Consider the following 22,943-nt stretch of genomic DNA (forward strand, 5'->3'; position numbering starts at 1 on the left):
CGGCAAGAAAGCCCCTCCATGTTCGCCAACTACCTGATCGGCCTGCGCGAGGGCCTCGAGGCCGCCCTCGTGGTGGTGATCCTCGTCGCCTACCTGGTGAAGATCCAGCGGCGGGATCTCCTGCCGGGGATCTGGCTCGGCGTGGCCCTGGCCGGCACGCTGTCCCTCGGATTCGGCGCGCTGCTCACGTACGGTACGCACGGCCTGACCTTCGAGGCGCAGGAGGCCATCGGCGGCTCCCTCTCCCTGATCGCCGTCGGGCTGGTCACCTGGATGGTCTTCTGGATGGCGCGCACCGCGAAGAACATGCGCGGGGAACTCCACGGCCGGGTGGACCGCCATCTCGCAGGAGGCGGCAGGGGTTTGGTGGTCGTCGCCTTCCTGGCCGTCGGGCGTGAGGGCCTCGAGACCGCGCTCTTCATCTGGTCCGCGGTCCAGGCCACCGGCTCCACCACCCAGCCCATTCTCGGCGCCACGCTGGGACTGGCCTCCGCCGTCGTACTCGGGTGGATGTTCTACCGGGGGATGCTCCGCATCAACCTCTCGAAATTCTTCACCTGGACGGGGGGCATGCTCATCATCGTGGCGGCGGGCGTGCTGTCCTACGGGATCCACGACCTCCAGGAGGCCGGGATCCTTCCCGGGCTCAACAGCCTCATGTTCGATGTCAGTGCGGCCGTCCCGCCGTCGAGCTGGTACGGGACGCTGCTCAAGGGCACCGTCAACTTCTCCCCGGCCACCACCTGGCTCGAGGGCATCGCCTGGCTGCTCTACACGATCCCCACCATGACCCTCTTCATCCGGCAGAGCGTGCGCAGGGCTCCGGCTCCGGCTCCGGCCACCGTGCAACCCAGCATCCCCCAAGGAGTCTCGTGACCACCGCCCGCCTGTCCCGGCCCGCTGCCGTCGCAGTAGCCTGCGGCGTCCTCCTCGCCACCGCCTGCACACCGAACGCCACCGCGGAGACATCCGAGGGAGCTGCCGACGGCCTGACTGTCACCAGCACCGCCGACGAGTGCGCGGTCTCGGCCGCCACGGCTGAGAGCGGCCCGCTGACCTTCGCCATCACGAACGAGGGGGACCAGGTCACCGAGTTCTACCTCCTCGCCGAGGACGGCCTGCGGATCGTCTCCGAGGTCGAGAACATCGGCCCCGGTATCAGCCGCAATCTCGTGGTGAACGCGCGGCCCGGTTCCTACTACACCGTCTGCAAGCCCGGCATGGTGGGCGACGGCGTGGGCAGGACCGCCTTCACCGTGACGGATTCCGGGACGACCGTGGAGGCCTCGGGTGACGAGCAGGCACAGATCGACGATGCCGTGGCGAACTACGAGGCCTACGTCGAGGACCAGGTGGACCAGCTCCTCGACGGGACCGAGGACTTCGCCGCCGCCTACAGCGCGGGGGACGACGACGAGGCGCGGCGCCTCTACCCGACCACCCGGATGCACTTCGAGCGCGTGGAACCCGTGGCCGAGAGCTTCGGCGATCTCGACCCGAAGCTCGACAACCGCGAGGCGGACCTCGCGGAGGGCGAGGAGTGGACCGGCTGGCACCGCATCGAGAAGGACCTCTGGCCCCCGGCCGACCCGCCCTACACACCGCTGACCCCGACGGAGCGCGAGGTGTTCGCCGACCAGCTGGTCGAGGACACCACCACCCTGCGCGCAGGCGTCCAGGGCGTCGAGCTCACCCTCGACCAGCTGGCCAACGGTGCCATCGCCCTCATGGACGAGGTGGCCAACGGCAAGGTGACCGGCGAGGAGGAGATCTGGTCCGGCACCGACCTCTGGGACTTCCAGGGCAATGTCGAGGGCGCGCGCGTGCTGGTCGACGGACTGCGTGACCTGCTCGACGCCAAGGATCCCGAGCTCGCGGCGACACTCGACGAGGATTTCGCCTCGCTCGAGGCAGAGCTGGACAAGCACCGCACCAGTCCGGACGGCGCCGCCCAACGGGACATCACGTACGTGTCCTACGGGGAGCTGAGCCAGGCGGACGTGAAGGCCCTGTCCGATCGCGTGAATGCCCTCAGCGAACCGCTCTCGCGGATCACCGCGTCCCTCCTGGGCTGACGGCCATGGCGCGCACCTTCCGCATCTCCCGCCGCAAGGCGCTCTCCCTCGCGGGGGTCAGCGCCGCCGCCGGCGTCGGGGCCGGCATCCTGGCGGGACGCGGCACCCCGGAGGCGACGGCCACACCCGCCGACCCCGACCTGCTGGCCTACCCCTTCTACGGTGAGCACCAGGCCGGCATCATCACGCCGGCCCAGGATCGGCTGCACTTCGCCGTCTTCGACGTCGACGCCATCTCCCGCGCGGAGCTCATCGGCCTCCTTGAGGACTGGACCGCCGCCGCCGCGCGCATGAGCCAGGGCGGGAGCGCCGGCGCCTTCGCACCGGATGCCGGTCCCTACGAGGCCCCGCCGGAGGACACCGGTGAAGCCATGGACCTCGGTCCGTCCGGGCTGACCATCACCTTCGGATTCGGCCCCACGCTGTTCACGGCGTCGGACGGCACCGACCGCTTCGGCATCGCCGCCCGACGTCCCCGCGCCCTCACCGCACTGCCGAAGTTCTCGGGAGACATGCTCGAGGACCGGATCAGCGGTGGGGACCTGTGCATCCAGGCCTGCGCGGACGATCCGCAGGTGGCCGTGCACGCCATCCGCAATCTCTCCCGGATCGCCTTCGGCCGCGCCTCCCTGCGGTATTCGCAGCTCGGCTTCGGGCGGACGTCGAGCACCAGCACGGCACAGGTGACGCCGCGCAACCTGTTCGGTTTCAAGGACGGCACCGCGAATCTCAAGGCCGAGGATCCCGCCGCGGTCGAGGAGCACGTCTGGGTGGCCGAGGGGGACGACCAGGCCTGGATGGCGGGCGGCTCCTACCTGGTGTCCCGCAAGGTCCGCATGAACGTCGAGCCGTGGGACCGGACGCGCCTCTCCGAGCAGGAGCGGTCCATCGGGCGGACCAAGGGCGCGGGCGCTCCGCTGTCAGGCGGCGACGAGTTCACCGCGCCGGATTTCGGCATGCAGGGCAGCGGCGGGCGCCCGATCATCGAGGAGCACTCCCACGTCCGGTTGGCCCATCCCGAGACCAACGGCGGAGCCCGGATGCTCCGCCGGGGCTACAACTTCGTGGACGGCAACGACGACCTCGGACGCCTGGACGCCGGACTGTTCTTCATCTGTTTCCAGCGGGACCCCGAACGATCGTTCATCCCGGTGCAGACGCGCCTTGCCGGTTCCGACATCCTCAACGAGTACATCCGCCACGTGGGGTCGGCGCTGTTCGCCGTTCCCGGCGGGGCCACCGAGGGAAGCTACGTGGGCGCCCGGCTCTTCGAGGCCTGAATCGCCCCGCCCCGTTCCCACCCCTGTGCAGCGCGGCTCGGCGCGTCAGACCCGCGGGAGCGCCCCCGCGGGTCTGACAGCCCGGCGCGGCGCGCCCACCCGGACGGCGTCAGGCGGTCGCCGGGTGCTCATCCGCCGCGCTCTGCAGCCAGGCCACGGCGAGCGGGCGGGACGTGAAGAACCGGGTGGGGCAGGGTGGTGAATTCACGCCCAGGAAGAAGTTGGCGATCATGCGATCGACCGGCGACGAGCCGAGCAGGGCGATGCGCGACGCCGAGCACGGGATGGCGAACACGGACCGTGCGCCCCGCGTGACCGTGCGCGTCGTCTCCATGTCGACCAGCATCGGGTGTACCTGCCCCGCGGCCAGGACGTCGACGGCGGCCATGGCGGACTCGGCGTCCGTCGTGGCGATGGTGCAGTCCCTGTCCCATTCCAGATGGAGGACTCCGTTGGGCAGCAGTTCCAGGGTGGCCTTGCCACCGTCGATGCGTCGTGCGGGCATGGCCCACCTCCTGATGACCCCGCTGGGACCTCCGGACCGGGTGGCCCTGTTCCTGCTGAGACCGAGGATCAGCGAGCACCCAGCATAGCGAAGTACCCCGGGATGGCGGTGGCGGCGGTGCCCCTCATCGGCACCGCCTCGATGCTGACGCGTCCCTCCGCGAGGGTGCTCCACGCCCGGGCAGGGAACGCCGCGCGGCGCTCCGCCGCCCCGAAGTGCCCGGGGACGGGGATGTTCCCGATCGCGCGGCGGAGCGGCTCGGGGATCCTTCCGGGGGACGCGCCGAGGCTCTGCATGTAGGCCAGCGGAGTGCCCCGATAGTTCGTCTCGGTCAGCAGGACGCGGCCCCGGGCGCCCACCAGGTCCAGGGCGTTCGCGGCGAGCTGCGCGCGCTGCTTCGGCCGGAGGACGTGGAACACGCCCCGGATGAACACGTTCGCATCGCCGAACTCGCCGTGGAGTCTCCCACCCGTCCCGGGAGACGTCAGGTCGAGGGTCCGGTAGGAAACCCCTGCGACGCCTAGCGACTCCGCGCGGGCCCGGAGGACGGCGCTGTCGGCGACGTCCACACCGACCGCCGCCGGGAAGCGGCCTACGAGCCAGCGTGTCCACTGGCCGTTGCCGCAGCCCACGTCCACGATCGGGAGCGCGCCGTCCATGCGCTCCTCGAGCACACCGGCGTACTGCTCCGCCTCCGCGCCGATGTCCGCATCCCACAGCACCTCGCCCTGCGTCCCGGTGGTCCGCACCGAAGCCCAGTAGCGTTCCCACGCGTCGGTGGTGTTCCGCGGGGTGCCCGAGGCCAGGCGCGCCACCTCGGGCACCATCCTCAGCTGATCGACGAATGAGCGCATAGGACGAGGGTACCGACGCGCTCCGATCCGTTCCGACACCAAGGATCTCCGCAGGAATGAGCCGTGGCTCACGCAAGGCCGGTCGATCCCGTCCGCCACCGACCTATGCTTCAGGCTCAGGACCAGAGGGAGGACGGGGCGGGATGCGGCGCAGTGTTGCCCGTGCGGCGGCAGGTCACCCCTCGGGGAGCACCCGCCGACCGCCGTTCGTCGATGTCCTCCTCGTGGTCATGGTGCTCCTGCTCACTGCCTACACGGTGGGGCTCGCCCTGGGAGACCACGAGGCGTTCGATCCGCTCGTGGACGGCTGGCTTTGCATCTTCACCGAGCTCGCGGCCGTGGCCCTCTGCATCAGTGCCTGTGTCCGATCCCGCCTGGCCGAACCGCAGGTGGTCCTCGGGACCCTCGCGGTCGGCACGTACGCCGCGGGGGACGCCTACTATGCGTCATCCCTCGACGGCGCCGACGCGCTCGTCGCGATGTCCCTCGCCGACGTCGCCTACCTGGCCTTCTATCCGCTCATGCTCGGCACGCTGGCGGTCGTGGTGGTGCGGCGCCCGAAGGCGCTCGTCTGGCCCCTGCTCGTGGACAGCCTGGTGGGGGCCCTGGGTGCCGCCTCGCTGATGGCCGTCATCCTGGCGCCGGTCCTCCATCTGGGCGCGCAGAGCGGCAGCTACGAGGTGATCGTCGCCGTCGTCTATCCGCTGCTGGACCTGCTCCTCATCTCGGCCGTGGCCGGTATCCTCGCCACCCGCGGGCTGGACGTCGGACCACGCTGGCCTTTCCTGATCGCCGGCCTGCTCGTCTTCTCCTTGGCGGACGTGGGCTACGCGCTGGGAATGCAGGACTACGCCGTCGGCTCCATCGTCGACGCCGGGTGGGTCGCAGGGATCGTGGCGATCGCCGCGTGGGTGGACGGTGCCGCGGACACCCGCGGGGCGCTGCACGGCAGGAGTCACGCGGTCCCGGAGCTCGCGGCACCCCTGGTGTCCACCGCCGTCGCGCTGGTAGTGCTGCTCGCCGGAACGCAAATGAGCATCCCGGCCCTGGCCGTGGTGTTCGCGGGCGCCACGCTCGCGCTCGCCGCCCTGCCGCTGACCTCCCGGAACCGCATGCTCATCACGCTCGCCAGGACGGACGAGCTCACCGGACTGCCGAATCGTCGCGCCTTCCTCACCGACGTCCCGGCCAGGCTGTCCAGGGAGACCACGGGAGCGCTCTTCCTCCTCGACCTCGACCGCTTCAAGCACGTCAACGACGCCCTCGGGCACGACGTCGGCGACGAGCTCCTGGTGCACGTGGGCGAGCGGTTCGCGCGGCACATCCGCCCGAACGACATGCTGGCGCGGCTCGGCGGGGACGAGTTCGCGGTGTTCCTGGCAGGGGTGTCGGAGGATCAGGCCGTGGCGGCTGCCCAGCGCCTCGCCGAGGAACTCGCCGATCCCGTCGAGGTGGCCTCCGCGACCCTGCTGGTCAGCGCCAGTGTCGGCATCGCCCTGGTTCCCGCCCACGGTACCGACATGGGGCTGCTCATGCGGAAGGCCGACATCGCGATGTTCCGCGCCAAGGCGGAGCATCGGGGCCATCACGTGTACGACGCGTCGGATGACAACGACGGCGCTCTGCGGCTCCGGACCATCCAGGAGCTGCGCACCGCCCTCGCGGAGGACCAGTTCGAGATGCACTACCAGCCGAAGGTCCGCCTGGTCGACCAGGAGGTCACGGGCGTCGAGGCGCTGGTGCGATGGAACCACCCGACCCGGGGACAGCTACCACCCGCCGCCTTCCTCGCGCTCGCCGAGGAGGCGGGCCTGATGCCCGAGCTCTCCTCCCTCGTGCTCCGGCGGGCCATCCGGCGGGCGGCCCGCTGGCGCTCGGAGGGCCTCGACATCTCCGTCGCGGTGAACATGTCGGGCTCCTGCATCCTGTCCTGCCTGCCGTACGAGATCCACCAGCTCCTCCGGACGCACTCCCTCCCGCCGTCGCGCCTGGTGCTCGAGATCACCGAGGACGTCCTGATGTCGACGCCGGTCGGTACCGCGCGCATTCTCGAGGATCTCCGTGTCTCGGGTATCCGGATCTCCATCGACGACTTCGGCACCGGCTACAGCTCGCTGGCCTACCTCCGCGACCTGCCCGTCGACGAGCTCAAGCTCGACCGGTCCTTCATCACCGCGATGCCCCACGACGTGCGGGCCCGCGGGCTCGTGGGCTCGATCATCGACCTCGCGCACAGCCTGGGCCTGGAGGTGGTCGCCGAAGGTGTGAACGACGAGGGGACGAGGGACGATCTCCTCGCGCAGGGGTGCGACTCCGCCCAGGGGTTCCTGTTCTCGCGTCCGCTGCCCGCCCGCGAGATATCGTCCTGGGTCAGCGGACGGGTGGGATTAGGTGGTGGATCATGCCGTTGACGGCCCTGACGGCGTGCTCCTCCGGTCGATCGTGCAGAGACACGCGGCAGCCGGACCGATGCCCTCGGTCCGCGTTCGATCATCTGGCAGTGTGTAAGCCATGACAACCGATCCCGATGCGCGCGTTGCTCTCGTCATCGAAGACGATGCCGACGTGCGTCAGCTCCTGGTCATGACCCTGGGGATGAACGGCTTCACCACCATCGAGGCGGAGAACGGCCGGCAGGGCGTGGCGCTCGTCCGTGAGCACCAGCCGGACCTCGTGACCCTGGACCTGAATCTCCCCGATATCGACGGTGTCGAGGTGTGCCGGCAGATCAGGCCGCTGACGGATGCCTACGTCATCATGATCACCGCCCGCCAGGACGAGATCGATCGCCTGATCGGCCTCGAGATCGGCGCGGACGACTTCGTGGTGAAGCCGTTCAGCCCCCGGGAGGTGGGTGCGCGGGTCAACGCGATGTTCCGCCGACCGCGCAGCACGGTCCGCAGTGTCTCCCAGCCCCTGCTCGGCGTCGAGCCGCCGGAGGCAGCCCAGCCGCAGGCGGTCCCCGAGACTCCTGCCGCGCCTGTCCCGGAGGAGGTCGAGGGGCTCCTCAGGCACGGTGTGCTCACCATCGACACCGAGGGACGCATCGCCTCGCTCGACGGCGACGAGGTGCCGCTGACGCGCATCGAGTTCGATCTCCTCGCCACCCTGGTCTCCGGTCCGCGGCGGGTCTGGCAGCGGGAGACGCTGCTCTCGCGCATCTGGGGGGACGGATGGGTCAACGATCAGCACCTGGTGGAAGTGCACATCCGGAATCTCCGGAAGAAGCTCGGCGAGGACACCAAGGCCCCACGCTTCATCCGGACGGTCCGCGGCGTCGGCTACCGGATGATGCCGCCGATCACGGACTCGAATTCGGCGCCGTAGCTCCGCAGGTGCGCGATGGCCCCGGCGTGGGCTGCGGCGGTGTCGCCGAGGAGCCCGAGGGCCGTCGAGGACATCTCCTCGAGGCGTCGTGCGCCCACCATCGCCGCGCTCACCTTCAGGCTAAGCAGTGCGACGACGGCGGCGTCACCGTTTCCGGCCGCGAACGCGGCTTCGACGGCGTCCACGCGACGGGGCAGCATGTCGGAGAAGGTCCCCGCGAACTGCAGGGCGCCATCGCGGCTGGAGAGCTCGACGCCGAGGTTGTCGAGGGTCTGCCGGTCGAGGACGGGGTGCCGGGCGATGTCGATGGTGGTCACGCCTGTTCCTTGTGCTGCCGCTGGTTCCTGGTCCGGGTGATGTCGCCGGGCGGTGCTGCCCGCCGGCTCCGATGGACGGACCGGGGCCGGCGGGACGTTTCGGAGCTGTGAGCTCCTCCTGACCACTCTGCTCCGCGTCATTCAATGAGGGCGTGCCGTAAACGCGAAAGAAGGCCGAAGAAAGGGCGAAGCGGGCTCCCGGGATGCAGCGAGCCCTCCCTGACCGGAGGCGAGGGAGGGCTCGGGAGGTGCGGGGATCGCTGGGTTCAGGCAAGCATCTCGCGCACCATCGGGATGACCTTCGTGCCGTACAGCTCGATGCTGTGCATCAGTTTCTCGTGGGGCAGGGGGCCGGCGCTGTACTTCATGTCGAAGCGGTCGATCCCGAGGGTCTGTGCCGTCGCGGCGATCTTCCGGGCCACGGTCTCGGGCGAACCGACGTAGAGCGAACCGAAGTCCGCCTCCTGGTCGAACTCGGCCCGCGTGGTGGGACCCCACCCTCGCTCGCGGCCGATGCGGTCGCGCATGATCCGGTTGTCAGGCCACAGCTCCTCGCGGGCCTGTTCATCCGAGTCCGCGATGTAGCCGGGGGAGTGCACCCCGATGGGCAGGGTGGGCTGGCCGAGCTGCGCCAGCGCCCGGTGGTACAGGTCCACGTAGGGGGCGAAGCGGGCGGGTTCGCCGCCGATGATCGCGAGCATGAGCGGCATGCCGTAACGCGCTGCGCGAACGACGGATTCGGGGCTTCCGCCCACACCGATCCAGGTCTTGAGCCGACCGCCCTCGGTCTTCGGGTACACCTCGTGGTGCGTGAGGCCGGGGCGGGTGCTGCCGGACCAGGTGACCGGAGCTTCCTTGATGAGCTCCGCGAACAACCCCAGCTTCTCCTCGAAGAGCCGCTCGTAGTCGGAGAGTTCGTAGCCGAAGAGGGGGAACGACTCCGTGAAGGAGCCGCGCCCGAGGATGACCTCGGCGCGGCCGTTCGAGGCGGCGTCGAGCGTCGCGAAGCGCTGGTAGACGCGGACGGGGTCGTCGGAGCTGAGCACGGTGACGGCCGAGCCGAGGCGGATCCGTCGGGTCTGCCCGGCGATGGCCGCGAGCACGGTCTCGGGGGCGGAGACCGCGAAGTCGTCGCGGTGGTGCTCGCCCAGACCGATGAAGTCGACCCCGACCTCGTCCGCGAGCACGGCTTCGGCGATCACGTTGCGGATCACCTGCGGATACGGGACGGGGTTGCCGTCCTCGCCGCGCGTGACGTCCCCGAAGGTGTCGAGTCCGAGTTCCAGTGTCGATGCCATGGTTCTTGCTCCCGTGCTCTGCGTGCGGACCCACCCTGGGCCTGCTGGTAGAACGGAGCACTCCGCATCCTTATTCCATGCAAACGTATGTAGTTGCGTGTTGCATCGGCGCGAGGGTCACGGCGTCACCTCATCCGCCGTCGTGTCCCCCCTCGCTCGGAGGATGCGCTCGCCGACCATCGTCTCCAGGCTTTCGGCCGCCAGATAGGCGATGCTGCCGAGGAACGGCGCGAGGGCCCAGGCCCAGAGCCCGGAAAGTGTGGCTCCGGTCAGGAAGGCGGCGCCCATTCCTGCCAGCACGGAGAGCAGATTCATGCTCGTGCCGACGGCGAGCGTCTGCGTGCGGTGCTGGGGCATGGGAGCGGTGAAGCCGCGTGAGAGCACGCCTTCGAGCAGTGTGAAGGACAGGACGGCGCCGACCGCGTAGACGACGATGGCCCCCAGGGAGGGGCTGCCCTCGAGCTTCTGCAGAAGGCCGAAGACGACCGTCACGAGGATGGAGAAGCCGAAGGTGGTGCTCTCGCGGCCGATCGTGCTGCGCGAAGCGCGTACGAAGCCGGAGCCCTGCCCGGTGCCTGTCGATTCCATGTATCCGACCCTAGCCAAAGCCCTGCCCGGATGGTTGGGAAAGTGCCCTCCGGGACCGCGCTGCGGATTACTCGGTACGTGATCGTTCGAGCGTCGCCGTCCCGGTCTCGGCGTCCACCGGCGCCGAGGTGTGCTCGTGCACGATGCGCCAGCTCCCGTCGAGGCGCCGGAGTACCCAGGTCAGCCGGTTCTCCATCGACCTGCCGTCCGTGCCGTCGCCTCCGATCTCGCAGTAGGAGATGGTCGCGACCACCGTCGCGAGGTCCTCGGCGACGATCGACCGGACGTCGTCGAACTCCACCCGGACGCGCTCGTCCCCGAGCGAGCCGAACCACTCCCCGATCGCGACCCGCCACGCAGCCTTCCCCTCGTAGGACCAGGCGGACCAGAGGTCGAAGATGCGCGCCTCGTCGTCGTACAGGGACAGCAGTGCCTCGGCATCCTTCTGCAGTACGGCCGATGCGTACTGCTCGACCACGGATCCGGGGATGTCTCGATGCGTCATGATGCTCCTAGGGGTTGGTGGTCCGCGTCCCGGTCCACACCCTTCGGACGTGCCGCGCGACCGGGAATCATCGCTGTGCCGCCATCGTGGCGGTTGCGGCGCGGGCGGATAAGGGCCGTTCCCACGCCGGCGAGCAGGACGGCGGCTCCCAGCACCTCGATGCGTGATGGGACCTCGGCGAGAACCAGCCATGCTGTTCCCATCCCCACCACCGGCACCAGGAGCGTGAAGGGGACCACGGACGCAGGTTCGTAGACCGCGAGCAGGTGGTTCCAGATGCCGTATCCCACGAGGGAGGCGAGGATCGCGGTGTACAGGGCGCTCGCGATGGTCACGGGTTCGAGGTGGAGAAGCGCGTCGCCCACGGCGGAGGGGCCGTCGATCGCGAGGGAGAGAGCCAGGAGGGGCAGGGGGACTACTGCACCGGACCAGACGACGAGGCCCAGCCCGGAGGCTGCGCGGGCTTTCCTGGCGATCACGTTGCCCGCGGCCCAGGACAGGGCGGCGGCGAGGACGACGACGAGCGGCAGCAGGGGTGCCACGGCGCTGCGCCCCACGGCGACGATGAGCAGTCCCAGCGCCCCGACCGCCAAACCGGCCAGCTGCAGGAGCCGTGGACGATCGCCCAGGAAGACCGCTGCGAGGAGCACCGTCAGCAGGACCTGGGCCTGGAGGACCAGGGAGGCCAGCCCTGCCGGCATGCCGAGCGAGATCGCGAGGTAGAGCAGCCCGAACTGTCCGGCGCTCATGAAGAGCCCGACGCCGATGATCGCCGTCCAGCTGATGGCCGGCTTCGGGATGAAGAGGATCCAGGGCAGCACCACGAGGGCGAAGCGCAGCGCGACGAAGAGCAGCGGGGGAACGGCCTGCCCGCCCGCGGGATGCAGGCCGAGATCGATGGCGACGAAGTTCACCCCCCACAGGGTGGGCACCAGGAGGGCGAGGAGACTGTGGCGGCGGGTCATGCTGCCAGTCAACCGGCTCGGATCGTGAAGCACCAGCGCACAGAAGTGGGACGTACAAGGTACATTTCCTTCATGATCGATCCTTCCGCCCTCCAGGCCCTCGCGGCCGTGCAGTCCTACGGGTCGGTCGTGGGCGCTGCCGAGGCCCTCGGCTACAGCCCCTCCGCGGTGTCCCAGCAGATCAAGAAGCTCGAGCGGCAGACGGGCGTGGCACTGCTCGAGCGGCACGGACGTGGCGTACTCATCACCTCGTCCGGGCGCGCGCTCGCCGACTACGGTCGACGCATGCGCGCCGACCTCGAGGCCCTGCAGTCCACCCTCCTGGCCGAACCCGGAGAGCCGCACGGGACCCTGCAGGTCGTGGCGTTCTCGACGGGGTGCAGGGGATTGATGGGCCCGGTCCTCGGGCGCATCACGGCCGAGGGGACGGATCTGCAGCTCCGCGTCACCTGCGACGATCCGCGGGAGGCCGTGGCCCGTGTCGCCGAGGGAAAAGCGGACCTCGGGCTGGTGCACGACTGGAACTCGGTACCGCTCGCCGTTCCAGAGAACCTGGAGCTCGAATGGCTCTGTGTCGACGTGGCGGATCTCCTCGTGCGCGACGACCACGCCCTCGCGGGCCGTGCCGCGGTGCAGCCGGGCGATCTGCTCGACGAGATCTGGGTCAGTACGCCACAGGGTGCCATCTGCAACGAGGCACTGCTGAAACTCCACGCGGATCTCGGCCGCGTCCCGGACATCAGGGTGTACGACGACGACTTCGCGACACACATAGCCCTCGTGGAGCAGGGCGTCGCGGTGGCGCTCGTCCCCAGGCTGGGGCGTCCCGTCCTGCCTCATGGCGTCGTCGTCGTGCCCGTGGTCGGACCCACGCCCGCGCGGCAGGTGGGGGTGGTCCACCGCCGCACCATGGCGGAGAGCCCGGGTGTCCGCCACATCGTCGCCCTGCTGCGCGACGCCGCAGCACAGGCAGTCCCGAACGACTCCTGATCCGGCACCGGACCGCCCGTCGCAGGGGCGGCCGGCAGCGGCGCGAATCCGTCATGAATGCTCCTGGCGTCCCCGCCCCTGCCGCGCCTCGGCGGCCCGGTCGGCGCGCGCCATGCTCGCCGGGTCGGAGAGATCGACGCCGGCTCTCGCCGCCGCTGCCCGCGCCGCGGGGCTCTTCAGATCCGGAAGCACGAACTCCTGCGGCCTGATCCGCGCGTCCTGCACCGCGTACCCCGCCTGCTGCTCCGAGAGGGCCGGCGCGGTGAGCGCGGCGGAGGAGAGCGTCTCCTGCGTGACGGCCACGCGGCTTCCCGTCAGGGCCGCGCCCATGAGGGGCGCGTACCCGGACGCATGGCCTGCGCGGGTCGGGTGGTAGGACTCCGAGACCGGGCTCGAGAGGCCGTTCAGCCACTCGACGTCGTCGCACACCGCGTGCCCGGTGAAGGCCGGCACGGGGTCGAGGAAGGCGAAGCCCGCCCTGGCGGCGGCGGCCGCCGTCGTCCGGTTGAGGAGGTCCGCGGTGGCATTGAGCCGGGCCTCCTCGGCAGGCGAGAACCAGGTGGCCGCATTGCAGTCCTCGCCGTTGAAGATGTGCGGGTATCCCGCGACGGTCACGGACGCCTGGGGCGCCCGCGCCAGCACCTGTCCGTACAGCGAGGCAAGGCCGCCGGGCAGCTGGTCCGTGATGATCGCCTGCGCCCTGTCGACGGCCGCGGTGCAGTTGCTCATCCACGCCGGTTTGGCGCACTCGGTCAGCACCGACACGAACCGGGCGTCGTTACCGCCCACACTCAGGGTCACGTACGACGTCGTCGGGCCCAGCGCGCCGAGCTGCGTCGCGACGACGTCCGGGATCGTGGCGCCGGAGCAGGCCCGGAAGTTCAGCGCATACCCCTTCGCGCTCGCGATGAGGGAGGGGTAGGCGTAGACCGAGCGCTGGCACGCCGTCCCGTCCGCGAGGTAGGCGCGTCCCCGTCCCCGACGAGTAGGAGTCGCCGAGGGCCACGTAGGATGCCCCGGCCGCCGTCGCGGGCGGTGCGGCGAGCACGACGGCGGCGAGCACGAGAAGGGCGGCGGCAGCGGAACGGAGGCAGGGAATCGGCATTGATACTCCAGGGGTCCGGTGGATGTGGACTCACGCTAACCCCGGAAGGGGGTTCCCCCACCGTCGCGCGGAGTGTTTTCCACGGCACCCTTCCGCGGCACGTGCCGGCCCGGTACTGTTCCGTCCGCCGGTCTTTGCTCCCGTCCTGCAGCGCGCGGTAAGCTGTGGGACGGCTCACACGCCATCTCCACAACTCAATACGCCATCGATCTGCAGCGGGAGAGTCCTCCCGTCCATCACGCCGGCAGGCGCCGTAGGAGCAACTCCTCCCCAGGAATCTCTCAGGCCCACGCACCGCTGCGGTTAGGCAACTCTGGAAAGCAGCCCCGACATCCACTCGGCGCTCACCGACGGTGCAAGCAGGCAATGCGTCCTGCGGAAACTCTCAGGTCCCCTACAGAGCGGGGAGGAACCCGACCAGGCACGCGCTGATCCGCGCACCGTTCCCGACGTACGGAGTTCCCATGAACGCCTCGCTCCCCGCACCATCCGCTGCCTCACCCGCCCCCGCCGCGACGTTCGCCGACCGCCATATCGGCCCACGGTCCTCCGACGCCGGGCAGATGCTGGAGGTCCTCGGCTACCCGAGCCTCGAGAGGCTCGTGGATCTGGCCGTGCCCGCGAGCATCCGCCTGGACCGGGCACTGAACCTCCCCTCAGCGCTCAGCGAGACCGAGGTCCTGGCGCAGCTCCGCCGCATCGCGGGCCGTAACCGGACCGCCGTGCAGATGATCGGCCAGGGCTACTTCGACACGGTCACGCCTCCGGTGATCCGGCGCAACGTCCTCGAATCGCCCGCCTGGTACACGGCGTACACGCCCTACCAGCCCGAGATCTCCCAGGGTCGCCTCGAGGCGCTCCTCAACTTCCAGACCATAGTGCAGGACCTCACGGCGCTCGACATCGCCAACGCCTCCCTGCTCGACGAAGCCTCCGCCGTCGCGGAGGCCGTCCTGCTGATGCGCCGCTCGGGCAAGAACAAGGGCCGCACCGTCATCGACGCCGATACCCTGCCGCAGACCATCGCCGTGGTCCGCGGCCGCGCGGAGGCCCTCGGCTTCGACGTCGAGATCGCCGATCTCTCCACCGGCCTGCCCGACGGCGACATCAACGGCGTCGTCCTCCAGCAGCCCGGTGCGTCGGGCGCCCTGCGCAACCACGCTGCCGTCGTCGACGCGGCGAAGGAGCGCGGCGCCCTCGTCACGGTGGCCGCGGACCTCCTGTCCCTCACGCTCATCACCGCGCCGGGCGAACAGGGCGCGGACATCGCCGTCGGCTCCGCCCAGCGCTTCGGTGTCCCGCTCTTCTTCGGCGGTCCGCACGCCGCCTACATGGCCGTGCGCAAGGGCCTTGAGCGCATGCTGCCCGGGCGCCTGGTCGGCGTCTCAAAGGACGCCGACGGCGCCCCCGCCTACCGCCTGGCCCTCCAGACCCGCGAGCAGCACATCCGCCGCGAGAAGGCCACGAGCAACATCTGCACGGCCCAGGCGCTGCTGGCCATCGTGGCCTCGATGTACGCCGTCTACCACGGGCCCGAGGGCCTGACGGCGATCGCCCGCACCACCCACCAGCGCGCCGTCGAGCTGGCCGCCGCCCTCGCGGGCTCGGAGGCCGAGGTGGTGCATGCGGCGTTCTTCGACACGCTGCTGGTCCGTGTGCCCGGCAAGGCGTCGCAGTATGCCGACGCCGCCGAGGCCGCGGGATTCAACCTCCGCCGCGTCGACGCCGACACCCTCGGCATCTCCTGCGACGAGACGACGACACCGGAGCACGTCGCGGCCGTCGCCGGCGTCTTCGGTGCGACGGTCGAGGCCGACGCCGATCGCGCGGAGCGCATTCCTGCGGACCTGCACCGGACGTCCCCGTTCATGACGCACCCGGTCTTCTCGCGCCACCGCTCGGAGACCGCCATGCTGCGTTACCTGCGGAAGCTCTCCGACAAGGACCTCGCACTGGACCGCACCATGATCCCGCTGGGCTCGTGCACCATGAAGCTCAACGCGACGGTGGAGATGGAGTCCATCTCCTGGCCCGAGTTCGCGTCCATCCACCCCTACGCGCCGGAGAGCCAGACCGAGGGCTGGCGTGAGCTGATCACCGACCTCGAGGAGCGCCTCGCGGAGATCACCGGCTACGACCGCGTGTCCCTGCAGCCCAACGCAGGGTCGCAGGGGGAGCTAGCCGGTCTCCTCGCGATTCGCGGGTACCACCGCTCGCGTGGCGACGAGAACCGCACCATCTGCCTCATCCCGTCCTCCGCGCACGGCACCAACGCGGCGTCCGCGGTGCTCGCGGGGATGAAGGTCGTCGTCGTCGGCACGGCGGCCAACGGCAACATCGATCACGACGACCTGCTGGCGAAGATCGAGCAGCACGCCGCGAACCTCTCGGCCATCATGATCACCTACCCCTCCACGCACGGCGTCTTCGAGGAGGATGTGCGCTGGGTGTGCGAGAAGGTGCACGCGGCGGGCGGTCAGGTGTACATCGACGGCGCCAACCTCAACGCCCTCGTCGGGCTCGCACAGCCCGGGGAGTTCGGCGGCGACGTCTCCCACCTGAATCTGCACAAGACGTTCTGCATCCCGCATGGCGGCGGCGGTCCCGGCGTCGGTCCCGTGGCGGTGGCCGCGCACCTGGCGCCCTTCCTGCCCGGCGATGCGAACCGCGACGTCACCACGGATGACGCCCCCGGCGCCGAGAGCGGCACGCCGGTCTCCGGATCGATGTACGGCTCGGCCGGCGTCCTGCCCATCTCCTGGGCCTACGTGGCCCTCATGGGCGCCGAGGGCCTGACGAGCGCGACGGCGCATGCCCTCCTCGCGGCCAATTACGTGGCCTCCCGCCTGACCGAGCATTTCCCCGTGCTGTACACGGGCGTGCAGGGGCTGGTGGCCCACGAATGCATCCTCGACCTCCGCCCCCTGACCGCCGCCACCGGCGCGACCGCGGAGGACGTGGCCAAGCGGCTCATCGACTACGGCTTCCATGCGCCCACGCTGTCCTTCCCGGTGGCCGGCACCCTCATGGTGGAGCCGACGGAGTCCGAGGACCTCGCCGAGCTGGACCGCTTCGTGGACGCCATGATCGCGATCAAGGGCGAGATCGACCGTGTGGCTTCGGGAGAGTCCAGCATCGAGGAGAGCCCGCTGCGCCAGGCGCCGCACACCGCGCAGCTGCTCATCGCCGATGACTGGACGCAGGCCTACCCGCGCGAGCTCGCCGCCTACCCGCTCAGGTCACTGCGCCACGACAAGTACTTCCCCCCGGTGCGCAGGATCGACGGCGCCCACGGCGACCGCAATCTGATCTGCTCCTGCCCGCCCATCGAAGCCTTCGAAGACTAGGACACCGCCTCCATGAGCGAGCAGAGCAAGCACACCGCCCTCCACACCCAGCACGAAGCCCACGGGGCGTCGTTCACCGATTTCGGCGGATGGCAGATGCCCCTGAAGTACCGCAGCGAGCTCGAGGAGCACCACACGGTCCGGAAGGCCGCGGGGCTCTTCGACCTGTCCCACATGGGTGAGGTCCTCGTCACCGGACCGCAGGCCGCGGAGTTCCTGAACTACGCCCTGGTGAGCAACCTCGCGGTGATGGCGGTCGGCAAGGCGAAGTACTCCCTCATCTGCACAGCCGAGGGCGGAGTGATCGACGATCTCATCACCTACCGTCTCGCCGAGGACTCCTTCCTCGTGGTGCCGAACGCGTCCAACGCACCGGTGGTGGCCGAGGCGCTTCGGATCCGCGCGAGCAGCTTCGACGTCGCGGTCGAGGACCAGTCGGAGACGACGGCGCTCGTCGCGGTGCAGGGGCCGACGGCCGAGGCCGTCCTCCTCGAGCTCGCCCGACCGGAGGACGCCGCGATCATCCGTGAGCTGAAGTACTACGCGGCGGTCGAGGTGGACCTCGCCGGACTCCCCGTCCTGCTGGCGCGCACCGGCTACACGGGTGAGGACGGGTTCGAGATCTTCATCGGCAGCAGCTTCGCCGTGCGTCTCTGGGATGCGGCACTGCAGGCGGGGGAGGCCCACGGGCTCCTGCCCTGCGGTCTCGCCGCGCGCGATTCGCTGCGGCTCGAGGCAGGTATGCCCCTGTACGGGCACGAGCTCGGCCTGGACACCAACCCCTTCGAAGCGGGCCTCGGCCCCGTGGTCAGCACCAAGAAGGCCGACGACTTCGTGGGCCGCACCGTGCTGGAGCCGCTCAAGGACGTCGAGCCGGCGCGCCGCCTGGTCGGACTGCGCGCCGTCGGCCGCCGGTCGGCACGTGCCGGGTACGACGTCGTCGTGGACGGGGTACCGGTCGGCACCGTGACGTCCGGACTCCCCAGCCCGACCCTCGGCTATCCCGTGGCCCTCGCGTACGTCGACGCCGCCCACGCGGCCCTCGGCACCGAGGTACAGGTGGATCTGCGCGGCCGGCCGGAACCGTTCACTGTCGTCCAGACGCCGTTCTACAAGCGGCAGAAGCAGGGCGGGCCGGCCTCGTGACCATCAGCGCCTTCGACCTCTTCAAGATCGGGATCGGCCCGTCGAGCTCGCACACGGGTGGGCCGATGACGGCGGCCTATCTGTTCACCGAACTGCTGCGTCGGGACCGGCTCCTTGCGGACGTCCAGCGCGTCCAGGTGGACCTCTTCGGTTCGCTCGGCGTGACGGGCCACGGCCACGGGACGGTGAAAGCCGTGCTGCTCGGGCTGGAGGGAGACCAGCCGCACCTCGTCGACCCGACCTCGGCCGACGCCCGCGTCGCCTACATCGGCGAGTGCCGGTCCCTCAATCTCGCCGGGGAGCAGCGCATCTCCTTCGACCCGGAGGCGGATGTGCTGCTGCACCGCCGTCAGCGCCTCGAATACCACACGAATGGTATGCGTTTTTCGGCATATACCGCCTCCGGCGAGCTGATGCAGAGCAGGGAATACTTCTCGGTCGGCGGCGGGTTCGTCCTGGACGAGGACCAGATCGGGTCCGAGACCGCGGTGCTGAAACCCGTTCCCGTCTCCCACCCCTTCGACACGGCGGACCGGCTTCTCGGAGTGTGCGCCTCCACCGGGTGGGACTTCTCCGACGTCGTCCTCGCGAACGAGCTCTCGTGGCGGTCCGAGGAGGAGGTGCGTGCCGGGCTGCTCGAGATCTGGTCCGTCATGCAGGACACCATCCGCCGGGGAACCACCACGGGCGGGATCCTCCCTGGTGGGCTGAGCGTGCGCCGCAGGGCCGAGCGCCAGCGGGAGCTGCTCGAGAAGGCCGACGACCCGAACGACCGCCTCGGCACCATGGAGTGGGTCACGCTCTTCGCCCTCGCGGTCAACGAGGAGAACGCGGCGGGCGGGCGCGTCGTCACCGCTCCGACCAATGGCGCCGCGGGCATCATCCCGGCCGTTCTGAAGTACTACGTGGACTTCGTGCCGGGGGCCGACGACGACGGCGTGGTCCGGTTCCTGCTCGCCGCCACCGCGATCGGTTCCCTCTTCAAGAAGAACGCCTCCATCTCCGGCGCCGAGGTCGGGTGCCAGGGCGAGGTCGGCTCGGCATGTGCCATGGCGGCCGGTGCGCTGGCCGAGGTCCTGGGCGGTACACCCGAGCAGGTGGAGAACGCAGCTGAGATCGGGATCGAGCACAACTTGGGGCTGACCTGCGATCCCGTGGGCGGGCTCGTGCAGATCCCCTGCATCGAGCGCAACGCGGTGGGCGCGATGAAGGCGATCACGGCCGCCCGCATGGCGGTCCGCGGCGACGGCCAGCACCACGTCTCGCTCGACGTCGCGATCAAGACGATGCGCGACACCGGCGCCGACATGATGGACAAGTACAAGGAAACGGCTCGTGGCGGACTCGCGTTGAACGTAGTGGAGTGCTGATGATGGTCGCCCCCCGGTGACGGTGCGGCCCGGCCTGCCCCTCCACGTCGAGGTGATTCCCGGGGAGGCGCTCCTGGAGCGCCTGCTGACGCACCTGCCGGCGCCTGTCACGGTCTCGGTCACGTGCCTGCCCCATCACGGCCCCCAGGAGGCCGTGCAGACTGCGGTGGGGCTCGCGGACGCTGGATACACGGCGATACCGCATCTGGCCGCCCGATCGGTCACGGACCGCCGGGCTCTGGCCGGCTACGTGCACCAGTGCCTGGATGCCGGGATCACGGAAGTCTTCGTCATCGGGGGTGACCGCCCGGAGGCTGCCGGTCCCTACGCCTGGAGCGGCGCCCTCATGCAGGACATCGCCGACCTCTCGGGCGGCGGTCTGCGGATGGGGATCGCCGTCTACCCGGAAGGCCACCCGGCCACGGACGACGGGGAGCTGGTGGCCACACTGCGATCCCGCCAGGACCTCGCGTCCTGGAGCGTCACCCAGCTGTGCTTCGACCCCGAGACGCTCAGGGCCTTCCCCGGACGCCTGCGCGCGGACGGCATCGAGCTTCCCGTGTGGGCCGGTATACCCGGGCCGGTGCGGGTCAGCCGCCTGCTCCGCCTCACGCGCAGGATCGGCGTCGGGCAGTCCCTCGGCTTCCTGCGGCGGTCCGCCGGCGGTTCGAACAGCGGCTCCGTGATGCGCCAGTTGGTCACCACGGCGTCCTACGACCCGGCACCCCTGGTGCGGGCTGTGGACGGTGCAGGTTACGCGGGACTGCATGTCTACAGTTTCAACGACCTCGCGGAACTGGCGGGGTCGGAGCTCGCGGCGCCGATCACCGGAGGCCGGTGAACACGCCGCATCGCCGATCAACCGGTCCGGGGACGACCACCGAGCTGACGAGGGCCCCCGAGGGTGGCCCAACGGTCCGTCGACAGGAGCCTCACTGCGGAACTCACGGCGCGAAGTGGGTGTGGGACGGCTCGGTGGAAACGCCGCTGACGATCTTCCGGGCGATTTCCCGCACCTTGATGTTCTGCGCATTGGAGGCACGCGTGAGCATGGCGTACGCCTCGGCCTGCGAGCAGCGGTTCTGTCCCATGATGATCCCGATCGCGATGTCGATCATGGTCCGTGACTCCATGGCAGCCCTGAGGTTCGACGAGGTGTTCGCATGCTGGGACACGCGCAGCACCATCTGCAGGGCTTTCGCCGCCTGGGTTGCGAAACCCTCGGCAAGGGACTGTGTGCTGCTCGAGAAGGTGCCCGGCTGTGCGGCGTAGAAATTGAGGGCGGCCCCGCTCTCAGCCCCGAGCACCAGGGGAACGCCCATCATGGCGAAGTACTCGCGTCCGGCGACGGCCTCGAAGTAGTCGGGCCAGCGGCCGTCGGTGCGGACGTCCTCCACCACGACCGTGCGGCCCGTGCTGATGGCGTGCAGGCACGGCCCGTCGCCGAAGCCGTACTGGATCTCGTCCAGCACGCGCGCCTCGTCGCTGCTGCAGGCTACGGTCGTCGCGAGGTTCTGGTGGCGGTAGGTGACTCCGCACTGCACCTCGACCGAGCCACCGAGGATGCGCGAGGACAGGCCGGCGAGATCCTCGAGGAACTGGTCCACGCTCTCGTTGCTGAGCATGAGGTCCTGCAGTTCGGCTACGGCGGGTGCGCCGTGCTGTTCGTCGTTCACCAGCCCATCCTACGAGATGTAGTTAGTTCGTCTAGCAATACCGGGACCGAGGGTCGACGAGTGGCCGCCCCTGGCTCCCGCAGTCGGGAAGATCCCCGGCGCGGCAGAACGGCCGCCCCGAAGGGCGGCCGTTCTCCGTTCTCTTGAGAATCTTCAGGGCACCCGCTGTCAGACGACGGCGGCCGCCGGCTTCTGGCGCTGGGGGGCGAGCTCGCCGATGATGCCACGCAGCAGGCTACGCAGTTCGAAGGACTCGAGGCCCTCGCCCACCATGAGGGTGCGCTCGATGTTCTCGGCCTTCACGAGCGCCTCGACCCCGGCGGGGGTGATGGTGATGCGCTGACTGCGACGATCGATGCTGTCGCGGATACGGGAGATGAAACCCTGGCGTTCGAGCTTCTCGATGGTCTTGCCGATCGTCTGCGCCTGCACGTGCACGGCGAGGGCGAGCTTGGCCCCGGTCATGGTGCCCTCGCGGGACAGGACTCCGAGGGTCGTGTAGCCCGCGTGCGTGATCCCGATGTCGAGCAGGCGCTCGTTCCATGCGTGGTCCACGAGGCGTGCGGCCGTGGTGAGCAGGCGGCTGGTTGACCACTCGTCCAATTCAGACATTCGATTTTCCTCCAGAAACTTGGAACACCCGGCCGGTCCTGCTGGACAGCGCCGGCCGGGTGTCGTGTCGTTGCACCCGATTGCTGTATGGGGACGGAATCAGGTGCAATACCGTCTACTATGCGCTTCAATATTCAAGTTTTGCATCGACCCGTCCGAAGCTACCGGCAAGAATGGGCCTCCCGCTCAGCGTTCACGCCGGCAGAACGACAGGATTTCGGTGGCCACCCGGGGTGCGGCGGTGTGCTGGACCACGTGCGGCTGGCCCTCCAGCTCGACGAAGATGCCCTCGCGTGCGCGCTGCGCGAGCTCGAGGCACCACGGCCGCCGGGCCACCGGATCCCGACCGCCGCGCAGCACGAGGACAGGGCAGTCCAGGCGCTCCACCGCGCGCTCGAGCGGGAATCTCATCATCGGGACCAGCTGGCGCACATACCAGCGCATACCCGTCCGGGCATAGTCGGTGAGCACCAGGAGATCGGCGCTCGCGGTCTCCCGCGCCGTGTCGAGTGCGAGAGCGGCGGCCTGCTGCACCACCGTCCGGCGCCGCCGGTCCACCACCGGACCCATCAGGACCACCCGGTCCACGAGGTCCGGTGCCTGCAGCGCAGCTGCTGCGACGAACTGCACGCCCATGGAGTGCCCCACGGGCACGCAGGAGGTCAGCCCCAGCGTCCGGAGGGCCTCGACGAGCAGCGCAGCCTGGTCCTCCACCTCGAGCGGGACGCGGGGCCGGGGGTCCGGCCCGAACCCGGGGAGGTCGACCGCGTGCACGTCGGCGTCAGCGGCCAGTTCCACCCTCAGGCGGTCCAGATAGCGGTGGGTCATCCCGAGGCCGTGCACCAGGACGAAGGGAGGGCCGACGGCGGGTGACGCGGCCGGCGTCGTGCGTACGCGGACGGTGCAGCCGCTCACCTGCACGGTCCTGAGCAGGGTTGAGGGCATCCCGGAAGTCTACGGCGCCCGCGGGGACGGACCCGACG

General features: G+C 69.9%; 21 protein-coding genes and 1 riboswitch. Of the genes, 10 read left to right on the forward strand and 11 right to left on the reverse strand.

Annotation, left to right across the window (positions count from 1 at the left end; genetic code table 11):
- The first annotated feature begins 18 nt into the window (after positions 1–18).
- From efeU to efeB, 3 genes are read left to right on the forward strand one after another with little or no spacing between them, the layout of a single operon-like run.
- Entirely contained in the window at positions 19–876 is an 858-nt protein-coding gene (efeU, locus tag FJV46_RS05795) for an iron uptake transporter permease EfeU (protein ID WP_087029040.1), read from the forward strand.
- The gene (gene efeO / locus FJV46_RS05800; RefSeq protein ID WP_087029038.1) at positions 873–2,075 is read left to right on the forward strand and encodes an iron uptake system protein EfeO; all 1,203 of its coding nucleotides are present in this window, start codon (positions 873–875) and stop codon (positions 2,073–2,075) included. Before efeU ends, efeO begins: the two co-directional genes overlap by 4 nt.
- A gap of 5 nt (positions 2,076–2,080) precedes the next feature.
- Entirely contained in the window at positions 2,081–3,355 is a 1,275-nt protein-coding gene (gene efeB, locus FJV46_RS05805; RefSeq protein WP_087029035.1) for an iron uptake transporter deferrochelatase/peroxidase subunit, read from the forward strand.
- A 109-nt stretch (positions 3,356–3,464) separates the two neighbouring features.
- Here the strand turns inward: efeB and FJV46_RS05810 are convergent, their stop codons facing one another.
- Positions 3,465–3,860, reverse strand: coding sequence for a DUF7793 family protein (locus FJV46_RS05810; protein ID WP_087029033.1), 396 nt, complete (start codon positions 3,858–3,860; stop codon positions 3,465–3,467).
- A gap of 68 nt (positions 3,861–3,928) precedes the next feature.
- Positions 3,929–4,714, reverse strand: coding sequence for a class I SAM-dependent methyltransferase (locus tag FJV46_RS05815; protein WP_087029031.1), 786 nt, complete (start codon positions 4,712–4,714; stop codon positions 3,929–3,931).
- 143 nt (positions 4,715–4,857) lie between these two features.
- Here FJV46_RS05815 and FJV46_RS05820 point away from each other — a divergent pair, with 143 nt between their 5' ends.
- Together FJV46_RS05820 and FJV46_RS05825 are read left to right on the forward strand one after the other, a co-directional pair.
- On the forward strand, positions 4,858–7,125 hold the full coding sequence (locus tag FJV46_RS05820; protein ID WP_126130662.1) for a putative bifunctional diguanylate cyclase/phosphodiesterase: 2,268 nt from the start codon (positions 4,858–4,860) through the stop codon (positions 7,123–7,125).
- Between the two features lie 100 nt (positions 7,126–7,225).
- Positions 7,226–8,041 carry a response regulator transcription factor gene (locus FJV46_RS05825; protein WP_087029027.1) on the forward strand — a complete coding sequence of 272 codons (816 nt, stop codon included), beginning with the start codon at positions 7,226–7,228 and terminating at the stop codon, positions 8,039–8,041.
- Here FJV46_RS05825 and FJV46_RS05830 read toward each other — a convergent pair.
- The 5 genes from FJV46_RS05830 to FJV46_RS05850 form a co-directional block, all read right to left on the reverse strand.
- Positions 7,996–8,358 (reverse strand): hypothetical protein, encoded by a 363-nt coding sequence (locus tag FJV46_RS05830; RefSeq protein ID WP_087029024.1) that lies wholly within the window; start codon positions 8,356–8,358, stop codon positions 7,996–7,998. The two genes, FJV46_RS05825 and FJV46_RS05830, sit on opposite strands and share 46 nt — an antisense overlap.
- Before the next feature lie 266 nt (positions 8,359–8,624).
- Positions 8,625–9,656: an LLM class flavin-dependent oxidoreductase gene (locus tag FJV46_RS05835; RefSeq protein WP_087029022.1), complete on the reverse strand. Its 1,032-nt coding sequence runs from the start codon at positions 9,654–9,656 to the stop codon at positions 8,625–8,627.
- A gap of 117 nt (positions 9,657–9,773) precedes the next feature.
- Positions 9,774–10,244: a hypothetical protein gene (locus tag FJV46_RS05840; protein WP_087029020.1), complete on the reverse strand. Its 471-nt coding sequence runs from the start codon at positions 10,242–10,244 to the stop codon at positions 9,774–9,776.
- 67 nt (positions 10,245–10,311) lie between these two features.
- Positions 10,312–10,749: a YybH family protein gene (locus FJV46_RS05845; protein ID WP_087029018.1), complete on the reverse strand. Its 438-nt coding sequence runs from the start codon at positions 10,747–10,749 to the stop codon at positions 10,312–10,314.
- Positions 10,746–11,714, reverse strand: coding sequence for an EamA family transporter (locus FJV46_RS05850; protein ID WP_087029016.1), 969 nt, complete (start codon positions 11,712–11,714; stop codon positions 10,746–10,748). Before FJV46_RS05850 ends, FJV46_RS05845 begins: the two co-directional genes overlap by 4 nt.
- A 72-nt stretch (positions 11,715–11,786) precedes the next feature.
- Here FJV46_RS05850 and FJV46_RS05855 point away from each other — a divergent pair, with 72 nt between their 5' ends.
- Positions 11,787–12,704, forward strand: a complete 918-nt coding sequence (locus FJV46_RS05855) for a LysR family transcriptional regulator (protein WP_087029013.1) — start codon at positions 11,787–11,789, stop codon at positions 12,702–12,704.
- 51 nt (positions 12,705–12,755) lie between these two features.
- On the opposite strand, the gene FJV46_RS05860 is transcribed toward FJV46_RS05855, so the two are convergent.
- A complete protein-coding gene (locus FJV46_RS05860) occupies positions 12,756–13,820 on the reverse strand; it encodes an SGNH/GDSL hydrolase family protein (protein ID WP_338079058.1) in 1,065 nt (354 codons plus the stop codon).
- Positions 13,821–14,015: 195 nt separating this feature from the next.
- Positions 14,016–14,116: riboswitch (glycine riboswitch) on the forward strand.
- Positions 14,117–14,273: 157 nt separating this feature from the next.
- On the opposite strand from FJV46_RS05860, the gene gcvP reads away from it, so the two are divergent.
- Genes gcvP through FJV46_RS05880 form a run of 4 tightly spaced genes read left to right on the forward strand, consistent with a single transcriptional unit; the run spans position 14,274 to position 20,513 of the window.
- A complete protein-coding gene (gcvP, locus tag FJV46_RS05865) occupies positions 14,274–17,156 on the forward strand; it encodes an aminomethyl-transferring glycine dehydrogenase (protein WP_087029011.1) in 2,883 nt (960 codons plus the stop codon).
- A 12-nt stretch (positions 17,157–17,168) separates the two neighbouring features.
- Positions 17,169–18,302, forward strand: a complete 1,134-nt coding sequence (gcvT, locus tag FJV46_RS05870; protein ID WP_087029010.1) for a glycine cleavage system aminomethyltransferase GcvT — start codon at positions 17,169–17,171, stop codon at positions 18,300–18,302.
- A complete protein-coding gene (locus FJV46_RS05875; RefSeq protein ID WP_087029008.1) occupies positions 18,299–19,672 on the forward strand; it encodes an L-serine ammonia-lyase in 1,374 nt (457 codons plus the stop codon). Before gcvT ends, FJV46_RS05875 begins: the two co-directional genes overlap by 4 nt.
- Before the next feature lie 16 nt (positions 19,673–19,688).
- Entirely contained in the window at positions 19,689–20,513 is an 825-nt protein-coding gene (locus tag FJV46_RS05880; protein WP_087029007.1) for a methylenetetrahydrofolate reductase, read from the forward strand.
- A 103-nt stretch (positions 20,514–20,616) separates the two neighbouring features.
- On the opposite strand, the gene FJV46_RS05885 is transcribed toward FJV46_RS05880, so the two are convergent.
- From FJV46_RS05885 to FJV46_RS05895, 3 genes are all read right to left on the reverse strand, one after another.
- Positions 20,617–21,348, reverse strand: coding sequence for a GAF and ANTAR domain-containing protein (locus FJV46_RS05885; RefSeq protein WP_232008533.1), 732 nt, complete (start codon positions 21,346–21,348; stop codon positions 20,617–20,619).
- A gap of 168 nt (positions 21,349–21,516) precedes the next feature.
- Positions 21,517–21,960 carry a MarR family winged helix-turn-helix transcriptional regulator gene (locus tag FJV46_RS05890; protein WP_087029005.1) on the reverse strand — a complete coding sequence of 148 codons (444 nt, stop codon included), beginning with the start codon at positions 21,958–21,960 and terminating at the stop codon, positions 21,517–21,519.
- A gap of 186 nt (positions 21,961–22,146) precedes the next feature.
- Positions 22,147–22,905: an alpha/beta fold hydrolase gene (locus FJV46_RS05895; RefSeq protein ID WP_087029003.1), complete on the reverse strand. Its 759-nt coding sequence runs from the start codon at positions 22,903–22,905 to the stop codon at positions 22,147–22,149.
- Between the last annotated feature and the right edge of the window lie 38 nt (positions 22,906–22,943).

Source organism: Arthrobacter agilis, from assembly GCF_006494655.1.
Classification (GTDB): Bacteria; Actinomycetota; Actinomycetes; order Actinomycetales; family Micrococcaceae; genus Arthrobacter_D; species Arthrobacter_D agilis.

What these genes read in the sequence shown, in the direction of transcription:
- FJV46_RS05815 (WP_087029031.1), bottom strand. Translation starts at nt 4,714, where the DNA reads ATGCGCTCATTCGTCGATCAGCTGAGGATGGTGCCCGAGGTGGCGCGC.
- gcvT (WP_087029010.1), top strand. Translation starts at nt 17,169, where the DNA reads ATGAGCGAGCAGAGCAAGCACACCGCCCTCCACACCCAGCACGAAGCC.
- FJV46_RS05890 (WP_087029005.1), bottom strand. Translation starts at nt 21,960, where the DNA reads ATGTCTGAATTGGACGAGTGGTCAACCAGCCGCCTGCTCACCACGGCC.
- FJV46_RS05825 (WP_087029027.1), top strand. Translation starts at nt 7,226, where the DNA reads ATGACAACCGATCCCGATGCGCGCGTTGCTCTCGTCATCGAAGACGAT.
- FJV46_RS05850 (WP_087029016.1), bottom strand. Translation starts at nt 11,714, where the DNA reads ATGACCCGCCGCCACAGTCTCCTCGCCCTCCTGGTGCCCACCCTGTGG.
- gcvP (WP_087029011.1), top strand. Translation starts at nt 14,274, where the DNA reads ATGAACGCCTCGCTCCCCGCACCATCCGCTGCCTCACCCGCCCCCGCC.
- FJV46_RS05820 (WP_126130662.1), top strand. Translation starts at nt 4,858, where the DNA reads ATGCGGCGCAGTGTTGCCCGTGCGGCGGCAGGTCACCCCTCGGGGAGC.
- efeU (WP_087029040.1), top strand. Translation starts at nt 19, where the DNA reads ATGTTCGCCAACTACCTGATCGGCCTGCGCGAGGGCCTCGAGGCCGCC.
- FJV46_RS05840 (WP_087029020.1), bottom strand. Translation starts at nt 10,244, where the DNA reads ATGGAATCGACAGGCACCGGGCAGGGCTCCGGCTTCGTACGCGCTTCG.
- FJV46_RS05855 (WP_087029013.1), top strand. Translation starts at nt 11,787, where the DNA reads ATGATCGATCCTTCCGCCCTCCAGGCCCTCGCGGCCGTGCAGTCCTAC.
- FJV46_RS05845 (WP_087029018.1), bottom strand. Translation starts at nt 10,749, where the DNA reads ATGACGCATCGAGACATCCCCGGATCCGTGGTCGAGCAGTACGCATCG.
- efeB (WP_087029035.1), top strand. Translation starts at nt 2,081, where the DNA reads ATGGCGCGCACCTTCCGCATCTCCCGCCGCAAGGCGCTCTCCCTCGCG.
- FJV46_RS05895 (WP_087029003.1), bottom strand. Translation starts at nt 22,905, where the DNA reads ATGCCCTCAACCCTGCTCAGGACCGTGCAGGTGAGCGGCTGCACCGTC.
- FJV46_RS05835 (WP_087029022.1), bottom strand. Translation starts at nt 9,656, where the DNA reads ATGGCATCGACACTGGAACTCGGACTCGACACCTTCGGGGACGTCACG.
- FJV46_RS05810 (WP_087029033.1), bottom strand. Translation starts at nt 3,860, where the DNA reads ATGCCCGCACGACGCATCGACGGTGGCAAGGCCACCCTGGAACTGCTG.